The sequence below is a fragment of the Bacteroides muris (ex Afrizal et al. 2022) genome, from assembly GCF_004793475.1.
Taxonomy (GTDB): domain Bacteria; phylum Bacteroidota; class Bacteroidia; order Bacteroidales; family Bacteroidaceae; genus Bacteroides; species Bacteroides muris.
In genome coordinates, this window is sequence record NZ_SRYZ01000009.1 from 40,594 (window position 1) to 63,184 (window position 22,591).

General features: G+C 37.5%; 21 protein-coding genes and 1 pseudogene. All 22 read right to left on the reverse strand.

Annotation, left to right across the window (positions count from 1 at the left end; translation table 11 throughout):
* Positions 1 to 11: 11 nt before the first annotated feature.
* Entirely contained in the window at positions 12 to 104 is a 93-nt protein-coding gene (locus E5355_RS19370; RefSeq protein WP_168354289.1) for a smalltalk protein, read from the reverse strand.
* Positions 105 to 144: 40 nt separating this feature from the next.
* Positions 145 to 648 (reverse strand): HU family DNA-binding protein, encoded by a 504-nt coding sequence (locus tag E5355_RS06150; RefSeq protein WP_136009611.1) that lies wholly within the window; start codon positions 646 to 648, stop codon positions 145 to 147.
* Between the two features lie 210 nt (positions 649 to 858).
* Positions 859 to 2,202, reverse strand: coding sequence for a UDP binding domain-containing protein (locus tag E5355_RS06155; RefSeq protein ID WP_136009612.1), 1,344 nt, complete (start codon positions 2,200 to 2,202; stop codon positions 859 to 861).
* A gap of 37 nt (positions 2,203 to 2,239) precedes the next feature.
* Positions 2,240 to 3,286 carry an NAD-dependent epimerase/dehydratase family protein gene (locus E5355_RS06160; RefSeq protein WP_191857952.1) on the reverse strand — a complete coding sequence of 349 codons (1,047 nt, stop codon included), beginning with the start codon at positions 3,284 to 3,286 and terminating at the stop codon, positions 2,240 to 2,242.
* Between the two features lie 154 nt (positions 3,287 to 3,440).
* Positions 3,441 to 4,028 (reverse strand): sugar transferase, encoded by a 588-nt coding sequence (locus E5355_RS06165; RefSeq protein ID WP_005837266.1) that lies wholly within the window; start codon positions 4,026 to 4,028, stop codon positions 3,441 to 3,443.
* The gene (locus E5355_RS06170) at positions 4,012 to 5,241 is read right to left on the reverse strand and encodes a DegT/DnrJ/EryC1/StrS family aminotransferase (protein ID WP_136009613.1); all 1,230 of its coding nucleotides are present in this window, start codon (positions 5,239 to 5,241) and stop codon (positions 4,012 to 4,014) included. Before E5355_RS06170 ends, E5355_RS06165 begins: the two co-directional genes overlap by 17 nt.
* Positions 5,242 to 5,256: 15 nt before the next feature.
* A complete protein-coding gene (locus E5355_RS06175) occupies positions 5,257 to 5,580 on the reverse strand; it encodes a hypothetical protein (protein WP_191901220.1) in 324 nt (107 codons plus the stop codon).
* Between the two features lie 2 nt (positions 5,581 to 5,582).
* Positions 5,583 to 5,717, reverse strand: coding sequence for a hypothetical protein (locus tag E5355_RS20125; RefSeq protein WP_005837269.1), 135 nt, complete (start codon positions 5,715 to 5,717; stop codon positions 5,583 to 5,585).
* Positions 5,718 to 5,802: 85 nt separating this feature from the next.
* On the reverse strand, positions 5,803 to 6,594 hold the full coding sequence (locus tag E5355_RS06180; protein WP_005837270.1) for a glycosyltransferase: 792 nt from the start codon (positions 6,592 to 6,594) through the stop codon (positions 5,803 to 5,805).
* 33 nt (positions 6,595 to 6,627) lie between these two features.
* Positions 6,628 to 7,761 carry a glycosyltransferase family 4 protein gene (locus E5355_RS06185; protein WP_005837271.1) on the reverse strand — a complete coding sequence of 378 codons (1,134 nt, stop codon included), beginning with the start codon at positions 7,759 to 7,761 and terminating at the stop codon, positions 6,628 to 6,630.
* A gap of 4 nt (positions 7,762 to 7,765) precedes the next feature.
* Complete coding sequence (locus tag E5355_RS06190) at positions 7,766 to 8,746, reverse strand: acyltransferase family protein (RefSeq protein WP_136009614.1); 981 nt, start codon at positions 8,744 to 8,746, stop codon at positions 7,766 to 7,768.
* Entirely contained in the window at positions 8,746 to 9,834 is a 1,089-nt protein-coding gene (locus tag E5355_RS06195) for a glycosyltransferase family 1 protein (RefSeq protein ID WP_136009615.1), read from the reverse strand. Before E5355_RS06195 ends, E5355_RS06190 begins: the two co-directional genes overlap by 1 nt.
* Positions 9,831 to 10,901 (reverse strand): glycosyltransferase family 4 protein, encoded by a 1,071-nt coding sequence (locus E5355_RS06200; protein ID WP_005837276.1) that lies wholly within the window; start codon positions 10,899 to 10,901, stop codon positions 9,831 to 9,833. The genes E5355_RS06195 and E5355_RS06200 overlap by 4 nt, the downstream gene beginning before the upstream one ends.
* Positions 10,898 to 12,082: an O-antigen ligase family protein gene (locus E5355_RS06205; RefSeq protein ID WP_005837277.1), complete on the reverse strand. Its 1,185-nt coding sequence runs from the start codon at positions 12,080 to 12,082 to the stop codon at positions 10,898 to 10,900. The genes E5355_RS06200 and E5355_RS06205 overlap by 4 nt, the downstream gene beginning before the upstream one ends.
* Positions 12,079 to 12,999, reverse strand: a complete 921-nt coding sequence (locus tag E5355_RS06210) for an ATP-grasp fold amidoligase family protein (RefSeq protein WP_225982683.1) — start codon at positions 12,997 to 12,999, stop codon at positions 12,079 to 12,081. Before E5355_RS06210 ends, E5355_RS06205 begins: the two co-directional genes overlap by 4 nt.
* Positions 12,938 to 14,128, reverse strand: coding sequence for a CapA family protein (locus E5355_RS06215; protein ID WP_005837280.1), 1,191 nt, complete (start codon positions 14,126 to 14,128; stop codon positions 12,938 to 12,940). Before E5355_RS06215 ends, E5355_RS06210 begins: the two co-directional genes overlap by 62 nt.
* Positions 14,125 to 15,237: a glycosyltransferase gene (locus tag E5355_RS06220; RefSeq protein ID WP_225982682.1), complete on the reverse strand. Its 1,113-nt coding sequence runs from the start codon at positions 15,235 to 15,237 to the stop codon at positions 14,125 to 14,127. Before E5355_RS06220 ends, E5355_RS06215 begins: the two co-directional genes overlap by 4 nt.
* Before the next feature lie 3 nt (positions 15,238 to 15,240).
* Entirely contained in the window at positions 15,241 to 16,296 is a 1,056-nt protein-coding gene (locus tag E5355_RS06225; protein ID WP_005837283.1) for a polysaccharide pyruvyl transferase family protein, read from the reverse strand.
* Entirely contained in the window at positions 16,293 to 17,438 is a 1,146-nt protein-coding gene (locus tag E5355_RS06230; protein WP_005837285.1) for a Coenzyme F420 hydrogenase/dehydrogenase, beta subunit C-terminal domain, read from the reverse strand. Before E5355_RS06230 ends, E5355_RS06225 begins: the two co-directional genes overlap by 4 nt.
* A 21-nt stretch (positions 17,439 to 17,459) precedes the next feature.
* Entirely contained in the window at positions 17,460 to 18,986 is a 1,527-nt protein-coding gene (locus E5355_RS06235; protein WP_005837286.1) for a lipopolysaccharide biosynthesis protein, read from the reverse strand.
* A gap of 193 nt (positions 18,987 to 19,179) precedes the next feature.
* Positions 19,180 to 20,708, reverse strand: a pseudogene (gene tnpC, locus E5355_RS20215) (IS66 family transposase); the annotation flags it as partial.
* A gap of 254 nt (positions 20,709 to 20,962) precedes the next feature.
* Positions 20,963 to 22,519 (reverse strand): ATP-binding protein, encoded by a 1,557-nt coding sequence (locus E5355_RS06255; RefSeq protein ID WP_136009617.1) that lies wholly within the window; start codon positions 22,517 to 22,519, stop codon positions 20,963 to 20,965.
* Positions 22,520 to 22,591 lie beyond the last annotated feature (72 nt).

Below are 22,591 nucleotides of genomic sequence, written 5' to 3' on the forward strand. Positions count from 1 at the left end.
ATCCTATCGGACTAAAATATCATTGTCTGTCTGCCAATCACACCTGCCACAGCACTCGCTACGGCAATAATAAGTTTCAAAATCACATTCCACGTTTTCTTCATAAAGATTATCCATTATCCAATTAATAATTCATAGCTACCGTTATCCCAGTGGATTCTCACCTTGGTCTCCATCCGAATCCGAGCCTCCTCCTTCCGAACCGGAGCCGCCATCTGTAGAAGTCTTCCCCTTAAGATAATCATCCAAACTCACCAAATCCAGCCTTTCTCCAGCACGGGTGGCAGACTTCGATATCTTCAGTTCCCTATTCGCCTGAAAACAGATACGGACGCTCTCCACACTCTTGGCTGTCACGTCATCAGCCTTTTCCTCACCTTTCGATTTGGCTGCCAGTATAAAGACACCCAGCCCGGCTATATTAACCGTCTTTCCTTCCAGCAGCTGCTCTTTCAGCTTTTCCACAAAGTTCTGCATCGTACTCTTAATGTCACCGATAGACAGAGAAGAGCGGTCCTGCATCTTCTGTGCAATAAATGCCAAATCCACGCTTTGCCCCAATGTCACCAACTGCGGATAATACTTCTTGGGAGAGTTTTCAACCCTAGGGTCCGACGGTCTCTCCACCGTCCTGAAAATTACACTCATACTTTTTTTCTTTAGAGATTTAAATTCGTTTTCCTATTCACACGTTTCGTTGATCAACGATGCAAAGGTGAGGATTAAAAACTATGTAGCCAAAGAAAAAAGACGCTTGGGAGCAGTTTTTCTGAGAAAAGTGATAAAGTATTAGTTATAAGACAATTGATATAAAACAAAGAATCTCTTCATGAAACAGATATAAATAAGATACCTTATTTAATCACGTTTAAAAATATCCCTCGTATAGACTTTGTCAGCCACATCATCCAAACATGCGTCATAGCGGTTGGCAATAATGGCCTGCGAGATACGTTTAAATTCCTCCAAGTCATTCACGATAAGCGAGCCGAAGAAAGTACTGCCATCTTCCAATGTAGGTTCATAAATCACCAGCTTGGCACCTTTAGCCTTGATACGTTTCATCACCCCTTGAATGGAACTCTGGCGGAAATTATCCGAGTTTGACTTCATGGTCAACCGGAATACACCAATGGTCACCTCCTTTTCTTTCTCCGCATCATATACACTATTACTTCCGTATGCACCGGCAATGTGCAGCACCCTATCGGCTATAAAGTCCTTACGCGTACGGTTACTCTCCACAATTGCCGACATCATATTCTGAGGCACATCGTTATAGTTGGCAAGCAACTGTTTGGTATCCTTGGGAAGACAATACCCACCATAACCGAAAGAGGGATTATTATAATGTGTACCGATACGGGGATCCAGACCTACACCATTGATTATGGCTTGCGCATCCAGCCCCTTCATCTCGGCATACGTATCCAGTTCATTAAAATACGACACACGCAGTGCCAGATAAGTGTTGGCAAAGAGCTTCACCGCCTCTGCTTCTTTCATGCCCATGAAGAGCGTGTCGATGTTCTCTTTCAATGCACCCTCATGCAACAGCCGGGCAAATATACGTGCAAGTTCTTCTGCTTCAGGATTTCCAATGGCACGAACTGCCGCATTCTCTTCCGCTGACACCCGCCCTTCCAAATCAATCATCTTCGGATAACCAACGATAATACGCGAAGGATACAAGTTATCATAAAGTGCTTTGCTCTCCCTTAGAAATTCCGGAGAAAAAAGCAGGTTAAATTTCTTTCCTTTCAATTCCGGCTTATACCGGAACATTGGGGCATACTTCACGTAAAGCGAACGGCAATACCCTACGGGAATGGTTGATTTAATCACCATCGCGGCATCTGGATTCACCTCAAGGACAAGATCTATCACATCTTCTATATGGTGTGTATCGAAGAAGTTTTTCTGAGGATCATAATTGGTAGGTGCCGCTATCACTACAAAGTCGGCCTCCTTGTAGGCAGACCTGCCATCCAGCGTAGCTGTCAGATTGAGTTCCTTTTCCGAAAGGTACTTCTCGATATATTCATCTTGAATAGGCGACTTCTTATTATTAATCAGTTCCACTTTTTCAGGTACCACATCCACGGCAGTCACCTTATGATGTTGTGCCAGCAGTGTCGCAATAGACAGTCCTACATATCCGGTACCGGCTACGGCTATTCGCAGTTTCTCAAAATCTTTCATGTCAATTCAATTGGGTTATCATAAAATCAATAATGGATTATTCCATATAAAAGTCCTTATACCATCCGGCAAACTTTCTGAGGCCTTCCCGAAGCGGAGTACTTGGTTTGAAACCGAAATCCCGTTCCAAAGCAGAGGTATCCGCATAAGTCACCGGCACATCACCCGGTTGCATCGGAACTAATTCCTTATGCGCCTCGAAGTCATAGTCTGCAGGCAATACACCTGCCCTTATCAGTTCCTCCTGCAATATTCGGACAAAATCCAGAAGGTTTTCAGGATGATTATTGCCTATATTATAAACTTTATAAGGCGGTACAGGCAGACCGTCTTCACCCACCTTACGTTCAGGAGCTTTTGCCATCACACGCATCACGCCTTCTACGATGTCATCCACATACGTAAAGTCGCGCTTACAGCTCCCATAATTAAATATCTTAATCTTCTCACCTTTCAGCAACTTATCGGTAAAACCAAAGTAAGCCATATCCGGACGACCTGCGGGACCATATACCGTAAAGAAGCGGAGGCCTGTGGACGGAATATCATAAAGTTTAGAGTAAGCATGCGCCATCAGTTCATTACTCTTCTTTGTAGCAGCATAGAGGCTCACCGGATTATCCACCTTGTCGTCAGTAGAGTAAGGCACCTTTTTATTCGAACCATACACGCTCGATGAAGAAGCGTAGACCAAATGTTTTACCCCCTCCCTGCCCTCATCATACGAATGGCGGCAAGCTTCCAATATATTATAAAAGCCTATCAGATTACTTTCAATATAAGCATCTGGGTTGGTAATACTATAGCGCACACCCGCCTGTGCTGCCAGATTCACAACGATTTGCGGCTGATATTCATCAAATATCTTATCGACAAGTGATTTATCGGCAATACTTCCCTTGATAAAAACAAACCGTTCTCTAAACCCGGTCAATTGCTCCAACCGCCATCGCTTGATATTCACATCATAATAAGCATTCAGATTGTCCAAACCCACTACAAGGGTATCGGACAGTTCCTCCAATAGGCGCATACAAAGATTACTACCGATAAAACCGGCAGCTCCAGTTACTAACACGTTCATGTTTATGATTGATGGATTAATGTGCTTCGCGCAATTACAGATAGAGAATAAAAAAAGAAATACACGCGAAAATAAGTACATAAAAAGAAAGGTTACTTATGCCATAGACAGTAAGGCACAAATAACCATTTCATTATCCTAATAAGATACCTAATCAACGGCCAATACTCCATATTGTCAGAAATATAATCTTGAAATATTCCATTACCGAACGATGTTCAATATACTTCATATTATAGTGTATCTTGTCCGGCATTATCTGTTCCACATACACTTTATCCGCATCTTCTGCCTGTCCCAATATTGTATTTTCATCCACGTATTCTATAGATGCATAATCAGTAATTCCCGGACGCACGGACAAGACTTTTCTTTGTTCATCCGTATAGAGGTCAACATACTTCCGAACTTCAGGACGAGGTCCAACCAAGCTCATATCTCCTTTCAAGACATTGAACAACTGAGGTAGTTCATCCAATTTATATTTGCGGATAAAATAACCTATGCGAGTGATTCGCGGATCACGTCCACCTACCGTTATCAATCCCTGTCTGTCAGAACCAATACGCATCGAACGGAACTTATAGACATAGAAATCCTTGCCGTTACGCCCTACGCGCAGCTGTTTATAAAAGCCACCACCTTTGCTTTCAAGACGAATGGCAATATACAAAAACAAAAAGACAGGAAACAGGAAGAGGATTCCTAAAAAAGAGAAAAGAATATCAAAGAAGCGAATCATTATTGACAACTTTACAATATGCCTTCTTTACGACTTTTATAATAAACTGAAGTTGTTCCTCATTCAATTGCGGATAAATAGGCAGGGAAATTTCGCCTTTAAAGTTCTCGTATGCCTGCGGATAATCCTTGATATCATAACCCAATGAATGAAAAAAGGAAAGCATCGGCATCGGAATAAAATGGACATTTACGGCGACTTCACTTTTGGCTATTTCATCAATCATGCGGTCACGTTGTTCTTCAGTAAATCCCTTGATACGTAACGCATAGATGTGATATGAACTCTCTTTTTCCCTATCCACAGAAGGAGGAAGAAGTGCCCAGTCACAATCAGCAAACCCTTCCGAATAGATATTGAACACCCTTTTACGTTCTTTCAACAATTCGGGATATTCGCGGATCTGTGCCAAACCAATAGCCGCATTAACATCCGCCATATTAATTTTCATTCCCAAACCGACTATATCATAACGCCAACCGCCAGCCTTCGATTTGGAGAAAGCGTCTTTAGTCTGGCAATTCAGGCTCATCATGCGGAGTTCTTTATAAAGTTCCGCGTTATCAAACGGTTCGGGCAAGTTCAGACAGATAGCCCCACCCTCTGCTGTTGTTACATTCTTAACAGCATGAAGAGAGAAAATCGCAATATCAGTTTCACATCCTGTACGTTGATTTCTAGTATAATAAGCGCCCAAAGAATGTGCCGCATCATTCATGACAAGGATACGCCCTAATTTCTCCTGAACGGGAGAAGAGGCTTGAAACAAATCATGTATTTCCGGTTCGTTGACCAGCTGCATAATACGGTCATAATCGCAAGGGAAGCCTGCTATGTCTACCGGAATAATGGCTTTAGTTTTCGGTGTAACAGCATTGCAGATAGCTTCTACAGAGATATTAAAATCTGTTCCGGAATCTACCATAACAGGCTTTGCACCTGCATGAAGCACAGCCAATGCTGTAGCACTATAGGTATATGCCGGCACTATCACTTCGTCACCTGCCTTCACTCCTAACCAGCGGAGCATCATAATGGCACCCGAAGTCCAAGAGTTTACACAAAGCACTTCTTTAGCACCGGAAAACACTTTGATTTCTTCTTCCAATGCTTTCACTTTAGGACCGGAAGTAATCCAGCCTGAACGTAACGAATCAACGACTTCGTTGATTACTGCCTTGTCAATATAAGGGGGCGAAAATGGAATTTTCATAATTTATATATTAAACTATTTTAAATGAATCAAATATGTAAGGCCACAAGAAAAATGTTTTCCTTCCTGCATCATAGCTTGCACAGAAAAATAACGAAAAAAAAGATAATTCGCACCAACTAAAATGTCATGTGAATCATGTTCTACAATTTTTACAATTAATTTCATATTGGGCAATATAGAAGGGGAATAAGTTATTCCTCCGGCAATGCCATTCAGATGATAATCTTGGCGACGATTATAAAGATACGATACATGTATTCCAAACTCTTCTTTATTCACTGGAATATGTTTGTAATATGTTTCTTTGATCAAAGAAACATATTCAACAAGTTGCATCCTCACATTGGCTCACGATACAATTGTTCACAAATGACGGACAACACACGACCGTATTTGCAACGCATATCAGTGAAGCCACATAATCTAAGAAAGATGAAGCTGTCCACCTTGACTTCCACTATTTTGTTGCACATACCTTTATGTCATTTATAAGAAAGACAAACTCATAGCTCCCAAATGCCTCATATAAATTCGAAGTATAATTCTTTCATTCGCAACCTACTTTCTCGCTGTCTTATAAATCACATTCAACATGCATATCGGCATCATCTTAGCTCCTGCGTACGCTAACGCCCAAAAATCTGCCATTACACCATAGTGTAACATTTTGTTCACCTTATGGCGAAGTGTGAAGATACCTTTAGCATGCTTCCAACCCCTTCTACGCTTAAAGAAGTTATCATCCAATCGAAACCTAAACAGATATTCAGGTACATTAGCAAACACACAACCTGCCACAAATCCTTGCGCCCACATCATAGTATCTTCACCAAAGTAAGTGTCCAGCGAATACAATCCCGATTTCTCAATATACGAACGTCGAAAAATGACCGTAGGATGAATCATGCAGTCGCGCTTGCGGAACAGTTTTTTGCAGTCCTCATGACTCTCAGGCATCTGCTTGCGGTAGTACTCACCACCATCACCCATTATCTCCACAGCCCAAGTACCAAGACATTCTACCTTTGGATGCTCATCAAAGTACTGTATCTGTCTCTCAAAACGATTCAGCTCGCTAATATCGTCAGCATCCATACGAGCGATGTACTCGTAACCAGCAGACATCACGATATTGAGCAAATCATTCAGTGATTGTGCCAATCCCTTATTTTCTGCACGCTTCTGAATCCTCATGCGCTCATCCTCCAAACCAGATAGATAACTATCTACCTCTTCGCGAATAGGGCCATCATATTGCACATAGAAGTCAAAATGTTTATACGTCTGATTGAGAATACTCTCAACCGAAAGTTTTACAAATTCAAATCTGTCGTTCTTATAAAGCGACATAATTACGGCTATTTTATGTAGCATAGACAATTCTCACATGTTCATACAGCTATATGGCTTATAGTTTATTCTAAGGGCATCCATAAAGCTTTCTGCGGATTTAATAGGGCTGAACTTTGCAAGCTGTTCTGGAATATTTTGGACGTATTCGAGATACTGCTCTTCCAAAGTCTTAAACCCGAAAGCTATTTCATCTATCTTGTATGGATTTATTTTGACTCCAGCTCTGCCAACTACTTCAGGAAGGCTTGCCATATTTGAGGTCAATGCAGGTTTTCCATATCCAAAACCTTCAAGAGGAGGAATGCCAAAACCTTCACAGAAAGAAAGTAATACTGTACCACTGCAATTCTTCAGCAACCAATTTACATCGTTACGCGAAAGATATCCGAGATAGAACACATTATCAAAGTTGCTAATGTAATGGCTCATTTCTTGACCATAGGAAGAAGACTTTCCTGCAATTATAAGTTGTATATCAGAACGAGTATTTGCATACTTGACAAAACCATCAACCATTCCTTTAATGTTCTTCCCTGGTTGTAAATCTCCTACGTAAAAAAAATACGGTTTATCCATGTCAATCTTTCTACCATTAACATCTTCGAGTTTGTCTGGTCTTTTGGGATCAGTTGTATTATTATCTATAAAATTATACGTAATAAATAACCTATCTTCAGGAACTTTCAGGTATTTACGAATCTCATTATAGCTAAATTCAGAAACAGTCAAAACGGTATCACACAGTTTGCAATAAAGTTTCGTCATCCAAGTTAAATAAGTTCTCTGAAGAAATCCGTATCTTTCTTTAGTTGTCAAATAATATACATCATGCAACGTGAATACTTTCTTACAACGAGCCAACAAAGGCATTGATGTACAGTAGCTATAAAGAACATCTAAAGGCTTTAAATATAAATAGAACAAAGTTTGTTCAAACAATATTCGCCTTATGCCAAATCCCAAATTGGGGACATCCACGTATTCTACATTTAGAGAAGAAGGAACAGCAAGATATTCTATAGATATTTGTTTTTGCTTGTATATAATAAAGCTTACATCTATTAACTCATATTCTGCAATCTTTTTGAGAAGCATCTGAAAATAACGAAAAGGTCCTCCTCCACTTTGAGCAGGGAGAGCAATCATGTTTATTCCGATAATCATATTGTTATTTTGCCTTTATTCCAAGAAACAGAAATGCTGTTATTTTATTACTCTTCACTGCAGTTGTAATAAAGTATGCCAGAACTAAAATAACAAGTGTACAAATAATTGTCAATGGATAATAATAGAAGGAGTCATTCAATTGTTTCCCTCCCATGGCTATAGTGCACAATCTTAATGGGTAATAATGGAACAAATAGATACCCAAAGTACTTCGACCGATATTCAAAATTATATTTTTCGAAAAAAGTACTTTGAATCTTTCTATTAGTAACAACCAGAAATGGCAACCCACAAAATTAGTAACAAACCATATTGCAAAATCAAAATTGGAAGATATGTCCTTTACAATAAATATGTAGTAAAGAGACATTGTTATATAACAAAGGCTTGAATATGGTAAAACCTTTCTTAAAACAACAGTATCAACCTTCCAATAGCTATTTACGATATAACCATAAACGAAAAATAACCAATAACGTCTAAAACTCATTAAAGAAAAATAGCCTGCAATTTCATAAGGAAGAATACTGCATAATATAGTCACAATAAAGAAAGGCGATATAAGCACCAATATCTTAGCAGTAATACTATTTATATTTTTTATTAATATAGTACAGAATTTTGTTGTCAGCAGGAAGCAAAACAGCGAAAATATGAACCAAAAACCTGATTTAGAATCATCAATAGACTTCTGCGACCATATTGATGAACCCTCAAGAAAATGATAATAAAGCCTATTGAAAATGAAAATACAGATGAATGGTATTAGCAGCTGTACTGCCTTCATTTTTAGCCAACCCTTACATTTAACTTTATCGTCTTTTACTAGTAAGCCTGAAATAAAGAAAAACAAGGCTAAAAAATAAGTGTCGATAAATGAATGTATAATTTGATTATAGAATATAATGTTTATTACATGATACACTATAACAGATACTATCGCCCAACATTTGGCAATATCATATGTATTATTTCTTTGCATTACTGATTACTATATACTTTCTCTAAATACTTTACGGTACTATCAATAGAAAATCCTGCTCTTTCCAGGACATTGACTGTATTTCGGTCATGATTATTATGGCATTTTTCCAGAATTAAGTCAGCCCAGTCAGATGGAGAATCGTTCAGAGATTTGAAACAAAATGTATCTAATATACATGCGTCTTTATTTACACTGTCAGAAACTACACAAGGAAGACCTGCAGCTTGTGCCTCCACCAAAACAAAGGGCAACCCCTCATATAAAGATGGCATTACAAAGATATCAAATGACTGCATCCACTCATTTACATTATTTTGCTGACCAGCAAATATTACGTTGTCTTGCAATTCAAAATTCCGAACCTTTTGATGTATTGTTTCATACTGTTCTCCAATACCAATAAATATAAGTTTGGAATCTTCTTCAATTTTCTGAACTTCCTTAAAGACATCAACCAGGAATGATTGATTCTTTGCATCTGTAAAACGCCCTACATGACCTATTACAAGTGTCTCATTACTTATCTTTAATTTAAATCGAATTGCTTTTCTCCACTCTTCATTATAAGCGAATTTTTTCAACATAATTCCATTTTTTATAACAATAGAATTTGTATTATTAAAAAAGAAGTCTGAAGCCAAAGAAGAGCAAGCAAAACGATGAGTGCAATATTTTAAATTGAAGTTTTTATTAAACCAATGTTGGATCTGTCTAAATAGTCCATTAGTATTTGAATTATGAGCATGAATAATTCTCACTGGCACCTTATACTTCCATGCAAAAAAGATTGGAGCCAATGTTGTCATTTCTCCTTCATTCCAATGAACAGCATTATACTTACCTTTATGATTTCTAAAGAATCTCAATAAAGTTCTGTAATAAATGAGCCCCTTCCTGCGTTGTGGTAAACGATAAATAGTAGCCCCATAGCTTTGAGCTTCTTTAGAGTTTTCGGTTTCACCTTCTGAAAATATCAAGAAATCTGCATGATAGGATTTTCGATCAAGCCCTCGCAGAACATTCATCATGAATTCTTCGGTGCCATTTTTCTCTAGTGAAGATGATATAAATAAAATATTTATCATAGATTCTTTAGATATTTATGCCACAGGTTGAATACTTTTTCCTCAGTAAAGTCTTTTGCTCTGTTTTTAGCTGATTTACTGAATTTGATACGAAGTTCAGAGTTTTCAGCCAAAACATTCAGCCTATCAAGAAACTCATCAATATTGCCAACCTCATAAAGGAATCCGTTATTTCCATTATTAATTAACATCTTAGGTCCTCCACAAGGACAATTACTTGATATACATGGAACTCCTACAGCCATAGCTTCCATCAAGGCGTTAGGAGATCCCTCAAATTGGGATGTCATAACATAAATTGTTGCAGAAGATATTGCATTAGCCACATTATCAGTACGCCCCTTTAGTATTATTTTATCAGCCAAACCTACTCGTTTAATCTCTCCAGATAGTTGTTCTTTCAATTCTCCGTCTCCATAGATATGTAGTTTCCAGTCTTTATGAGCATCTGCAAAAACCTTAAATCCTTTTATTAGAAAAAAATAGTCCTTTTGTTCGCTTAGTCGTCCAACAGCAACAATAAGTTTATCCATGGGGATATAATTTGTGTTATAGAAAGAACTACTGATGGGATTGAATATTATTGTTGACTTGTCCTGTAGTTGTTTAGGGAACCAAGCTTTCGCATCTTCTGTCTGAAATACTGCTCCTTCGCTCAAGGGTAATATTGTTTTAGCCAGAATCTTTTGTAGAATGGTTTGATAGTCAAAGTTAGGGTCATTTCTGACAGAAATTATTGATTTTGTTTTTAATCCTCTTGTTGTAAGGACGCCATGATATAAGGCACTATTTAGAAAAGACACGAGATACTGAGGCTTTTCTTTCTTCAAAATGGATCGAAGTCTATATAAACGGCGAAAAGGTCCAATTAGCTTTGATGTATGGTATGCATTCCCCTCTGTCGTAAAGCGCCTCACATTCTCGCTTAAGGAATACTCACCTAATCTGCGAATTGTGGTTATCATGATAACTTCATGATTATGTTTGGCAAAAGAATTTGCCAAATTTGTGATGACACGTTCTGCTCCACCATTGCTAATATGCTCAATAAAAAAAGCTATTTTCATATTGTCAAAGATTTTGTTGTATCAATTCTTGAGATACAGTAACCAAGACAGAGGTTCACCATAATATTATAGTCTGTATAAGACATTGAGAACATGGTTTTCGCAAAATAACCAATAAAAATCATCTTGATTACTATGCTACAAGTTTTATCCAAATTTGTCCTAAATGCAGTTCTAAAAAAGGACTTCCAATACATAAAAAAGACGAAGATGCCTAAAATACCTTGATTTACAAGAATCTCAATCCAATCATTATGTGCATAATTATTACTTACGGTCAAAGTGTAGTTTGCCCCCCCCCCCAATAGTTGTTGTAGTGGAGTAGCACGATAAAGAAAATACTCCCAGAAATCGTCATACAAACTATCTCTTCCACTGGTATCTCCATCTAAGGTATCCTGAATACGCTCTAAGAAATACAGGTTTTCCATCATGTACTCTGAAATAAAGTAATACAATCCAAAGAGCAAAACAGAAAACGAAACCAAGAAGCCCAATTTCTTTTTTATTGAAATACCCAACAATGAATTATTGAAGTAAACTAAAAGCATTAATCCTGCAAAAACGGTCGCACCACGTTTCATTGAGTAAATAACAAAAATCAAGCATGTTAGTAGATACACATATTGAATCAATCTTTTTTGTGAAAGGAACATAGCAAATGGTATTAGAGATGCAATATAGTATCCTCCATTGTTCGTCACGCTATCATCCATTAAATGCCTTAGCATTGCTGCTTGCATTTGATCAAAATAGAAAATCACCGCTACAACAAAAAGAGGAATAATCCAAATCTGAATGAATTCTGACGTAATTTTCCCTCTTTTACTATAGTAGTATATCGGAAATAGCGGGGATAGCGATTTCAGAATTGTTGTTGTGTAGGAGAGTTTATGCATACGCTCTCCACTAGCTGGGCTAATATAAATAGGGCCATATAAGTAGTATAATATTCCATATACAACAAACATAAACAGCAAAATATAAACCCATTTAATAAAAGAATGATATCTTACTAAATATAGCAACTTTATTGCATAAAAAAGCGATATTCCCAAAAGACTCCAAAATACCAAACTGTTAAGTGGTGATTCTACTGCGAAAATTGGTAATAAAATCTCTATGCAACATAACAATAAGAACAATCCTGCTTCACTAAAAACAGCTTTTAATGGATTCATAGTTTCAGATAAGAACCTAATTGTAAATCAATATTTTCATCAGTGAAAGTTCCCATTCCACTTGCGGGATAGAAGGTTAACTCTCCAAAGTATATCAATCCGTTAATGTTATAGAAATCAACGCGTAGGAAAGATTGTTCTACACTTAATTTTTCAGCCAATTGAATCATTTCTGCGAGATTTTCAGGCATATTCTCCACATGGCTTGGAACTGGAGGTAAATCGGCCTCTCCGAAAGGTAGCAATTTCCCATCAGGAGAATAGTAATTAGCATGGTGCTCCACAAATCTGTCAAAATCAATCTTAAAGAAGCGAACCTTTCCATTGAAACAGAAAAATTTATAATCCTTCAAATCGGAACCTTCTTCTGCATTCTCTACCTGCATGAATTTTTCAGCAATAATCCTTTTCGGAACATTTTTGTATGGCCATTCTCGGAATTTTTTAAAAAGGTCAGATGTAAGAGAGGTTGTCAGTTTGACAAGAGCTGCTTCTTTATCAAATTTTCTTTTGTCTTTACAAACAATAACGTCACATCCACCTCCTCCATGTGTAGTTTTCAAAACAAATTGATTAGGAAGACAATCACAATCAATATCTTCTGTTTTCTCCCATACAGCCAATGTCGGAATTATATACTGCTTACCGATGATATTTGCAACATATTCCTTTACAGCATATTTATCTACCATTATCGTGTATTCAGGTTTTCGATTATTCATCTTTAACCACTGAATCTTTTCTGTAAATAATTGGGGATGTTTCAAGTTTGGCCATTTTCCCATGCGAGCACGATACCTAATTGTTAGATATGTATAATCGGGAATCCAAGAACCATACAATTCTACTAATTCATCAACGAATTTCCATGGTGATGTTATGAGTATTTTTATAGCTTTCAGTATACTTTTCATCATATTTTTTTAAAGCATAAATCAATTTTTCTCTATGAGATTCGCAAATAATATGATTTTCAATTCTCAATTTCTTCTCTCCTTTAAGAAATTTTGGTAGTAGTCCTCTTTTTGAAAACTGATACCAAATTGTATCTGTATATGGTTCCATCATCAATAATTCTTCTTTTGCTGACTCTGAATAGTATTTATCCAAATTATTTCGAAGAGCAAGTATATCCCCGATAATTACATTCAATTCTTTTATTTTATGGGCAAATATTTCTTTTTCTTCCGTATTCATTAATATAACTCCAACTGCATCCTCGGTACATTGTTTATACGGAGTTAGTTCAAACGAAATTTTTTCTTTCTGGAAATCAATACTTACCATATACCCTTCAGTCCAACATCCAGAACGCTTTGAAGCATGATCAAATAAAAGATTGCCCAAACCATAAAATACAGGCTTATCCTTATAAACCTCGTATCCACTATAACAATGCTGATGATGGTTTACTACAGCATCAGCACCTACATCAATAAAGAATCGATAAGTATCTTGCATTCGTATAGTAGGTAACTGAAAATGTTCATGACCACCATGAATGATGACTATTATATAATCAGCTTTCTTACGCGCTTCTTGTATAATATAGTATTGCCTTATAGGATTTAAAGGATTAGCACCTGCAGAGGTCTCATCAGCTATAGAAAACTCATGTTCACAGCAATTAATGATGGCGAGTGTTTCCCCACATAAATCCTTGTATAATACTCTTTCTGCCTCTGTCGCATTTTTTCCTGCTCCTACTGTATCAATACTTGAATTGCATAAAACCTCAATTGTATCCAAACAGCACTGCTTTCCTTGGTCTAAAATATGATTATTGGCTAATGTACAACAATTAAAACCAGCATATCGTATAGCAGCCACGGAACTCTCACTACCTAACAAGTTTGGTCCACATTTTGTAATGGGCCTAGCATAATTTCTGTTTTTTACAATTGGGAACTCAAAATTCACAATAGAATAATCCGCTTGTTCGGTTACTAAACAAATATTTGCAAATAATCCTTTAAAATTATTCTTTTGAAGAAAGTCGTTAATCCTATATGAGGGGCAGAAATCACCAGCTACAAGTATTTTCATTTCGAACTAATTTTATACAGTTCTCTAATTTTATTAATAACATACGAACACTTAAACTTTTCTGTGTCGCAAGCCTTTTTTTCACCTTTTGTTTTTTGATACCATTGTGAAATAGCATCCCCCCATTTTGCCGGTCCATCTGTCAATTTTAGGTAAGTAACATTACCGCAATTTGTAGTCAAAGGAATATTAGTTGACGCAAAGCATTTAAGGCTCATAGATTGAGCTTCGATTATAGCAATACCAAAACCTTCATGAAGCGATGGCATGATGAAACAATTTGATTTGTTCAATTCTAGTGGTATATTGGTATTACCTGGCAGAAAATCAACATATTCGCGCAAGCCGATGGATTCAATTTTTTCTTCAAGCAGTTTCCTATAACTAACATTCATATCAAATCCAATAATCTTCAACCGGGCAGGAATACCAACGCTTCTTATATATGCTAATACTTCAACTGAATATATCTGGTTTTTTATATCTGATATAGCACCTACTTGTACAATTGTTAATCCAGATATATTGGCAGGTGTAAAAAGACCTATATCAAAGCGATTGTCATCGTAAAAATTATTCAAGACAGTAAATATTGCTCGTTCTGAATACAACGAACAGCAAGCTTCATAAGAACATCCAATTAATTTTGTTGCATAAGTCCTAATTAGTCTGGTTCTAAACTTATTGAGTAAAGTACATATAACATTTGTTTTCCCATGAATAATATGTGCTTGACTTATACGTACAGAAACATTATATTTTGATGCAAGCATTAATAATGGCGCATTTTCATATTCACGATTGCAATGTATTACATCGTAAGGAGGCTCGTTTTTAAGTATTTTATTAACCTCTCGATAGGTGTAAAAATCACGCACATAATAGTCTGCCCTATGAAGAAGACAATTGCCTCCTTCATATTTTGGTACTCTAAATATTTTACCTCCATACTTTAGAAATTCATCATCATAATAACGTTTTTCAGAGGTAAAAAGAAGCATATCAAAATGACACTCAGTATACAGATTTCGGACAATCCCCATCATAATCGCCTGAACACCACCATTACCAAGTCCCTCACACGATACCATTAACACCCTTTTTTTCATGTGCTATTCTTTTTCGATAATTCGTTCCAAAATTAACCAAGACTCTTTACGAAGAGCGTTCAATTTAGGCATAAGTATTGAATAATCAATAGGATTTTCCCATGGTTTTGCGTTATCCAATTCCATTGTATTCTGATATATTCGATCTTGTAAATCCAACTTCGACAATAAGTTGTCTAAACGAGTACCTCTATCATTTCTACTTTTCAAAATGGCAAATTGTCTTTGGTATATCAAGCAAAAAGCCAAGCCATGAAAAGACCGAGTAATAACAAATTCAGAATATGCAATATTCCTAACCCATTGTTCAATACTGACCCTGTTCCAAATTAGTTTGTTAAAAATAGTTGTTTTTCTATTTGTATTTATAGCTGTTAAGCCTAGTTTCTTTGCAAGATTTTCACAATAATCTGTCAATTCCCAATCTTCGCTCAACGGATAGTACACCAATGTTTTCCTAATTTGACTATTAGGCACGAATTCATCATAGGAATCAAATAATAATGTCGGGTCAAGTACGGACGTTGCTTCAACGCCAAAAACATCACGCAATAACTTCATACCGGAATCCTCTCTGCAAGTAACAAATGAGAATTGGTTTAATGCAGATTTCACAAAATCGACATGCTCTGGATGGTTCCAATCTTTAATGCCAAAGCTCGATGAAAAAGATAATCTTTTCACTTTAGTTGTCCCAAAATCCAAAAAGAACATTTTCCAATATTCCTTTGTTATATCAGGATTCCAGACTTGATCACTACCTACTATGTATATATCGGCTTGTGGTGGGTCATTATAAAGTTCACTGACACTATTATATTTTTTCGTTTTTGGTATGTAATAACTCCAAAAACGTTCAAATTTTGTTGACGCAGGCAATAGTTTTTCTATAAAGTTGGCAATTCTCCCTAGAAAAGAAGGCTGTTCTTTAGAAGCCAAATGAATATTTATCATTTCAGGACAATGACCTAGGTGCTTTATAGCTTTTATAGTTGCATATGCTTGGAGTTCTGCACCGTAGTTCTTCTCATGCCATATAGTTAGCAATGCAATTTTCATCTTTGTACTATTTTTCTTAGTAAGTCCGTTAATGCTCTGATAACATATACCATTTTGTACCTCCATCCCAAATTTCCATACTTTTTTGCGACATAAAGGAAACCTTTGGTCTCATAGTCCCGAACAAATCTCAGATGTGCAGAATGAAGTGTAGAAGGTTGTTCCAATTGAGGTTGTATGCAATCTTGGAGCGTGATACTTTCTGCCTTTAGTTTAGCACACTCAAAAAGATACTTACCTTTCTCTGAATTTATCAGAATAAGTGACAATCCTTTACCATCTTCGTATGTGGAGTCTTTAGGAATACCCCACTGATCACCTACCGTTATGTCTCCCACTCGTTTGAAATTAGTGTAATAACAAACCGAGCAACTCTCTCGCATAGAAAAGCCTGAGAAATACAAATAATTGCTTGTTCTTCGAAACTCTTCCTTTCCATTTTCGAAGAGAAAGCTTTCACGAGCTCCATGCCAACCAAAACGTTTATCTCGGAAACATGCCTTTACAATCTTAGAATTTCTTAATTTCTGAAGGTATGCAAGATAGTCTTCCCAAATCTGAGGTGATGGGACTCCGTGGCAGATGATGTCTATGCAAAATAGGTTATCATGAAGACAATTTGGCAAGTATGACTTTAACCCTGCTACCTGACATGCTGTTCCTGAGAAAAGAACCTTAGTACCTTTTCTCAAATCTTCCTTTACTTGAGTAAAGCTCCCTCTCAAATCACTCTGAACATACTTTGACATACGGAGAGCAGAGAGAGTATGGCTACTGTTAGCCTTTTGATGGGTTACTCTCCAGTTCTTAGTAAATGCAGCTCCATATACTACGCCACCATTAGCAATAAACTTGTCAGCAATAGCAAAGAAAGCACCACCGCTCTGGCTCCTCTTAAGTTGTTCATCGTGTGATAATCGGAATTGATATGCCATTGGTGTTTCGTAGTTGTTATAACGTTTATACCCTTCATAAAATTGACATACCTTATCACACAATCCGCAGCCCACACATAATTCAGAATTTACTTGTGGGTATAAGAATCCAAGACTATCAGGATTCATCTTTATAGCCATATGTGAACAGATACTAGCACATGCAGTACATCCACAGCAGTTATATTTGTTATCTATTAAAATCATCTGAATAGCCGTCTTAATTATTTATTTGCGCAATATAAATCGGATTTTCTGAAACACAAATTGTCTTTCGTAAGATTTAAGCCCAAGCATTACTGTAAGAGCACATAGTATAAATTCTGTTGCACACAGATTAAGAAATAGTCGAACAAGTCCCATAGACATCATCTTTGTAACAAAATATGATACAGTGAAGCTAATTAACATGATTGCCAGACATCTAGAAACCGTACTAATGAAGAATTCACGTACAGGGAAATTGGTCATCGGACGAAGCATAAGTACTCTAAAAACTAACGCTACGAGGGCAAACAGAATAATTGTTAATTGAGACATTTCTGGAGTTCCCCCTAAAAGTAGAACTATCCAAGCTACAAAAAAATTAGCGATATAAGTAGAGCCTACAACTATTTGATACTTTTTAATATTTCCTGTAGCTAACATCAAATGTATCAAAGGATGCGAAAATGATTCTACTAATGAAAAAAATAGAATAATACGTACAAAAGATACTGTGTATTCAGGAACACTTTTTAACCATAGTCCGAGTATGTAATCAGCTTCAAAAATTATTGGGGTAACAAGAGCTAACATCAAAATAAACGCGAGTCTGCTACTTTGTAACACCAAAGAATGAGAATCATCAATACGTTTAGCAGCATAAGATTTTATTATTTGAGGCTGAACAGCCATGAAAAAATTCTGTGTAAACTTTCCAACTGCAGATTGTACTTGCGTTGCCAATCCACGAGCCGCATTTACGGTGGGACCGTAACAAACGTTAAAGAGGAGATTAATACCTTGATCACGTAATAAGCCTGATGTAGTGCCAACAAAGTTCCATCCTGCGAATCCAAAAATTTCAACAAACATTTTTTTATCAAAACTCCAGCAAATTTTGCATTCTTCAAAGTTCTTTTTGCAGTAAATTGTATAAACAATAACTATTATAAATGCAGCAACGCACATTAATGAAGAATAAAATATCAAATTATCGATAGGCGATACTTTGATTCCCAAAGCAATCAATAGGTATACAAGTCCCTCAAATATGCCTATATAAGCAAAAGCCGTCATTCTTTCATGCGCTATTATGCATGCGTTATATGGCGTGTTCCATAGATTCAAGATGAATGTAATTAGTGCAAATTGTAACACCCAATTAGATGCCAAAATTCTTCGAGTAGGTATTGTCATATGTGTATTTAAAAACCAGATACCCAAAGACTCAACAAGTATAACTACAATTATTCCTATAGCAAACTGAGTACTCAGTGCAGTACAAAAAACTCTGTTCATTTTTTGCTGATTACCTTCTCCCAGAACAAATGTAATGAATCGACTGATAGCTCCGGAAATCGATGCAGATATCATTGAAAACATAGTAATAAACCCAGCCACAGCATTATATATGCCATAATCTTCAACACCTAAGGCATCTAATATCACCCTCGATGTATATAAACTAACAATCATCAAAAATAGCATTCTACAATACAATAGCATTGTATTCTTTGCAATTCGATTCTTGTTTATTGAATAATCAGACATAAACCACTGCTTAGTAATGAAATAAAAAGGTATGCTTCTCTTCGAATAGAGATTATATTGTGCGGAATAATCAGTAAAAAACGGACTTGTTTTTTTAAGTTTGTAAGCACTCAATTGAGAGCGTCCCTCTTTGAAAGGGCACATAACTATACCCTACCCTAAACCGAGTTTTGTTAATCAATTAGTCTTGAATTTAACATTGGCTGGTAGCCAAAGCGATTTTGTCAGGAACCATGTTAACATAATCCCTGCATCTGTTAAAGATATTTTTGAAAAAAGTTCCGATGAAGTTCCAGATAGAACTGCCATGAAGCTTTACCGTTACAATCACACTATGATATGTTGCAGCCATCTCAGCACCGGCATCACTACCATAATGAAATGAATTGTTGCGCCAGGTAGTCAGCTTTCGAATGGTTCGCTCTGCCAGATTGTTGTCTATCGGTAATTCACCATCATCCAAGTAAACAAAAATCTCTTTCCAGAATCGATGCAGATAATTGAGAGCTTCTCTATAATACTGACTTCTAAATTCTGAATCCTTTGACAGTTCACTGTCCAACAAACTGCGCAATTCTATCAGGAGTTCCTTCGTTTCCAAGCTTTGCCTTTCCCGTAACCTCTCTTCCGGAGTAAGCCCGGCTTCATCATAAACATGTTCTTTCGAAAAGAATCTCTTAAGAAAGTTCGAAAAGCGTACGGCCACCGGTTCACCACCTTGATTACCTGCTTTAACGAACTTGTTGTTTGCATGAGACATACAAACTTGATGTATAGTATCTTTAAACCGGGCTGATTTCAACTCATTGCCGATAAATACATAAGCATTGTATCCGTCGGACATAATACTCTTCAATTCTGCATCACCCAAAAAGTCTGTAAGTACCTCACGGCCGCGAGAACCATTCTCATAGAAGAAAATGGCTGTTTTCTGAGCCTTGTTGACCAGAACCTAAATGTAGCACTTCTTATAGTGATCATATTTACGCACTTTACACCAGGTCTCATCGCAGTTCACAATCGAGTCTTTTTCCAAAGCTATGGACTTCAATACACAAACCAGCTCATCCAGGTATTTCTTGCCTTTCTTAAGCCAGTTGCGCAATGTGTTTTTAGAAACGGTCATGCCCATATCTGTCAGCCATTGGTGAAGAAGACCGAAAGTCACATTCTTCACATAAACTTCATAGGCGATAGCCTGCAGAAATTTAGGAGTAGCTTTAGTACCATCGAATCTAGTCACCACCTCCGGATGCCTTCAGAAGGGAAATAACCCCACCTGGGCTTTTTACCCGGCTCTGCATAATGAACCGTCTCAAAACATTCTTCCGTAAGGAAAGTACGGAAACTGAATACACGTACCATTCTCCTTTCAATGAGGCGACCGGGAACCTTTGTCAAATCAGAAGGATGCCCTATCGCTTCTCCGGCTACTCCCATCCTTTTATAACCGTCAAGACGATTGGACAAATCACGGTCTTTCCCGGAAGGCTCTTTAACCTCTGGCGATTGAACATAATCAACCGAATCCGTGCGAAGCGTATCATCGGTTCCATCATAATCATCTTTCTCCTCGTTCCGATTTGAATCACCCGTTTTAGCTTTAGACTTTATCCTTTGACGTCTATCACCAAAACGTTCCTAATTGGCATAATCAAGTTTTTCTTGAAGTGCCTTAATCTTACGTTCAGCTGATTTGCGAAGCTTATGCTCTTCTGATAACCAAATGATTGGAGAGATTCTCCATGAGGCAAAGCCTCGGTCTGGTATTGAAAGTAAAACTTTTCAAAATCTTCACTGCTATACATAAATCCTAAAATTTTTGTTCGCAGCGAAGATAGAGTTTTCAATCAATAGCCATTTTTTGACTGCTTACATAAAGAATATCAAAAAAGGACTTGAGTTTTAAGTATTATTAGTTTGGATTCCTATCGTTCATAGGAAAGGAAGTTTGCCGAGACATGAGTGCCAAAGAGTTATTCCACAATATACTTCTCCACATTCCGTGTCTCCTTGCTGAAGTTCACCCCCACTTTCACCAGCCGCCTGCCATCCAGCACATAAGGAATCAGATAACCTCTCTCATCAATTTGCTTCAAGGCATCTTCGGCACTGCCGTTCAGCTTGAACTCAAAGACGTAAACGGTATCTTTTGTCCGCACCACGGCATCGGCACGACCACGCGCACTGCGCACTTCCGCCTGTACGAATTGACCCAGCAAAGTGAAGACGACATAAAAGATGGCCTGATAGTGGCGTTCGGTATTGTTGCTCAGTTCGTAGGGAATGCCTGCAAAGAATACTTTCAGGCGTTCCATGAATGCATCTACATCACCGGAACGGAGTTCACGCATAAACTTGGCTATGTGAAAACCGGTTTCATCATCAGTCACTCCTGTATAATAAGGAACCAAGAAATTCAAGAAACCATAGCGTACCTCATCATTGGGAAAGCCCAAAGTGTACAATAAAACATCCCTATCGTAGTCTTTGATGGTCAGATAACCACTCTGATAAATCATGGGAAGCGGATTCTTTACTTCCGCACGATACTCAAAAAAGGCGGAAGCCGTCACTTCAACTCCCTCAATCAGAAGGCGCAAATCATAATCACTCTCTTTCAATAAATTTACCAAATAGGTAGGAGTACCGGTCTGAAACCAGAAATTATCCAAAATCTTCGACTTGCATGCATTCAATACACTGAAAGGATTAAAAACCCCTTCACAATGGGGGTAAAAATGATAACCGTCATACAGCTTGGTCATCTGCTCCAAAGTTGTATCGAAGTCCATCCCATTGGAAACACCCAAACGTTCTATCTCCGGAGTAAACGTTGTGAGCAGTTCTTCCTTAGTAATACCACATAAAGAAGAATAGTCGGGCCATGTACTGATGTCCTGCAACTGATTTAAATCACTGAACACGCTAATCTGCGCAAACTTCGTCACACCCGTCAAAAAAACAAAGCGGAGATAACGGTCGGCACTTTTCAGTACCCCATAAAAGGCTTTCAATATCCGACGATATTCTTCCGTTAGCTTTTCATCCGAAAGAGCTTGAAGCAAAGGCTTATCATATTCATCAATCAACACTACCACTTGCTTACCCGTCTGGGCATACGCCTGCTCTATCACATAGGCAAAGCGCTCTTCGGGACTACGCTCCTGCTTTTCCGCACCATATTTCAATTCCCACTTTTCCAGATATTGATTAAGCATGGCTATCAAATCTCCGGCTATTTCATATTTACGGGCATTCAAGTCCAGATGCAATACAGGATATTCCTCCCACCGGGTTTCCAGTTTTTCGATGGCAAGTCCGTGAAACAAATCTTTACGTCCTTGAAAGTAAGCTTCGAAGGTAGATATAAGCAAACTCTTACCGAAACGGCGAGGACGGCTCAAAAAATAGGGAGTGGAATTGGATGCTATCTTATAGACCATTGCTGTTTTGTCTACATAAAGATAATTTTCTTCACGCAGCTTTTCAAAAGTCTGTATACCAATCGGCAGTTTACGCATCTGTTCCATCTTATTTCTCTTTTTTAGAAGCTATATGCAAATATACGTTTTTTCTTCAAAGAGAAATCCTATTTATACATT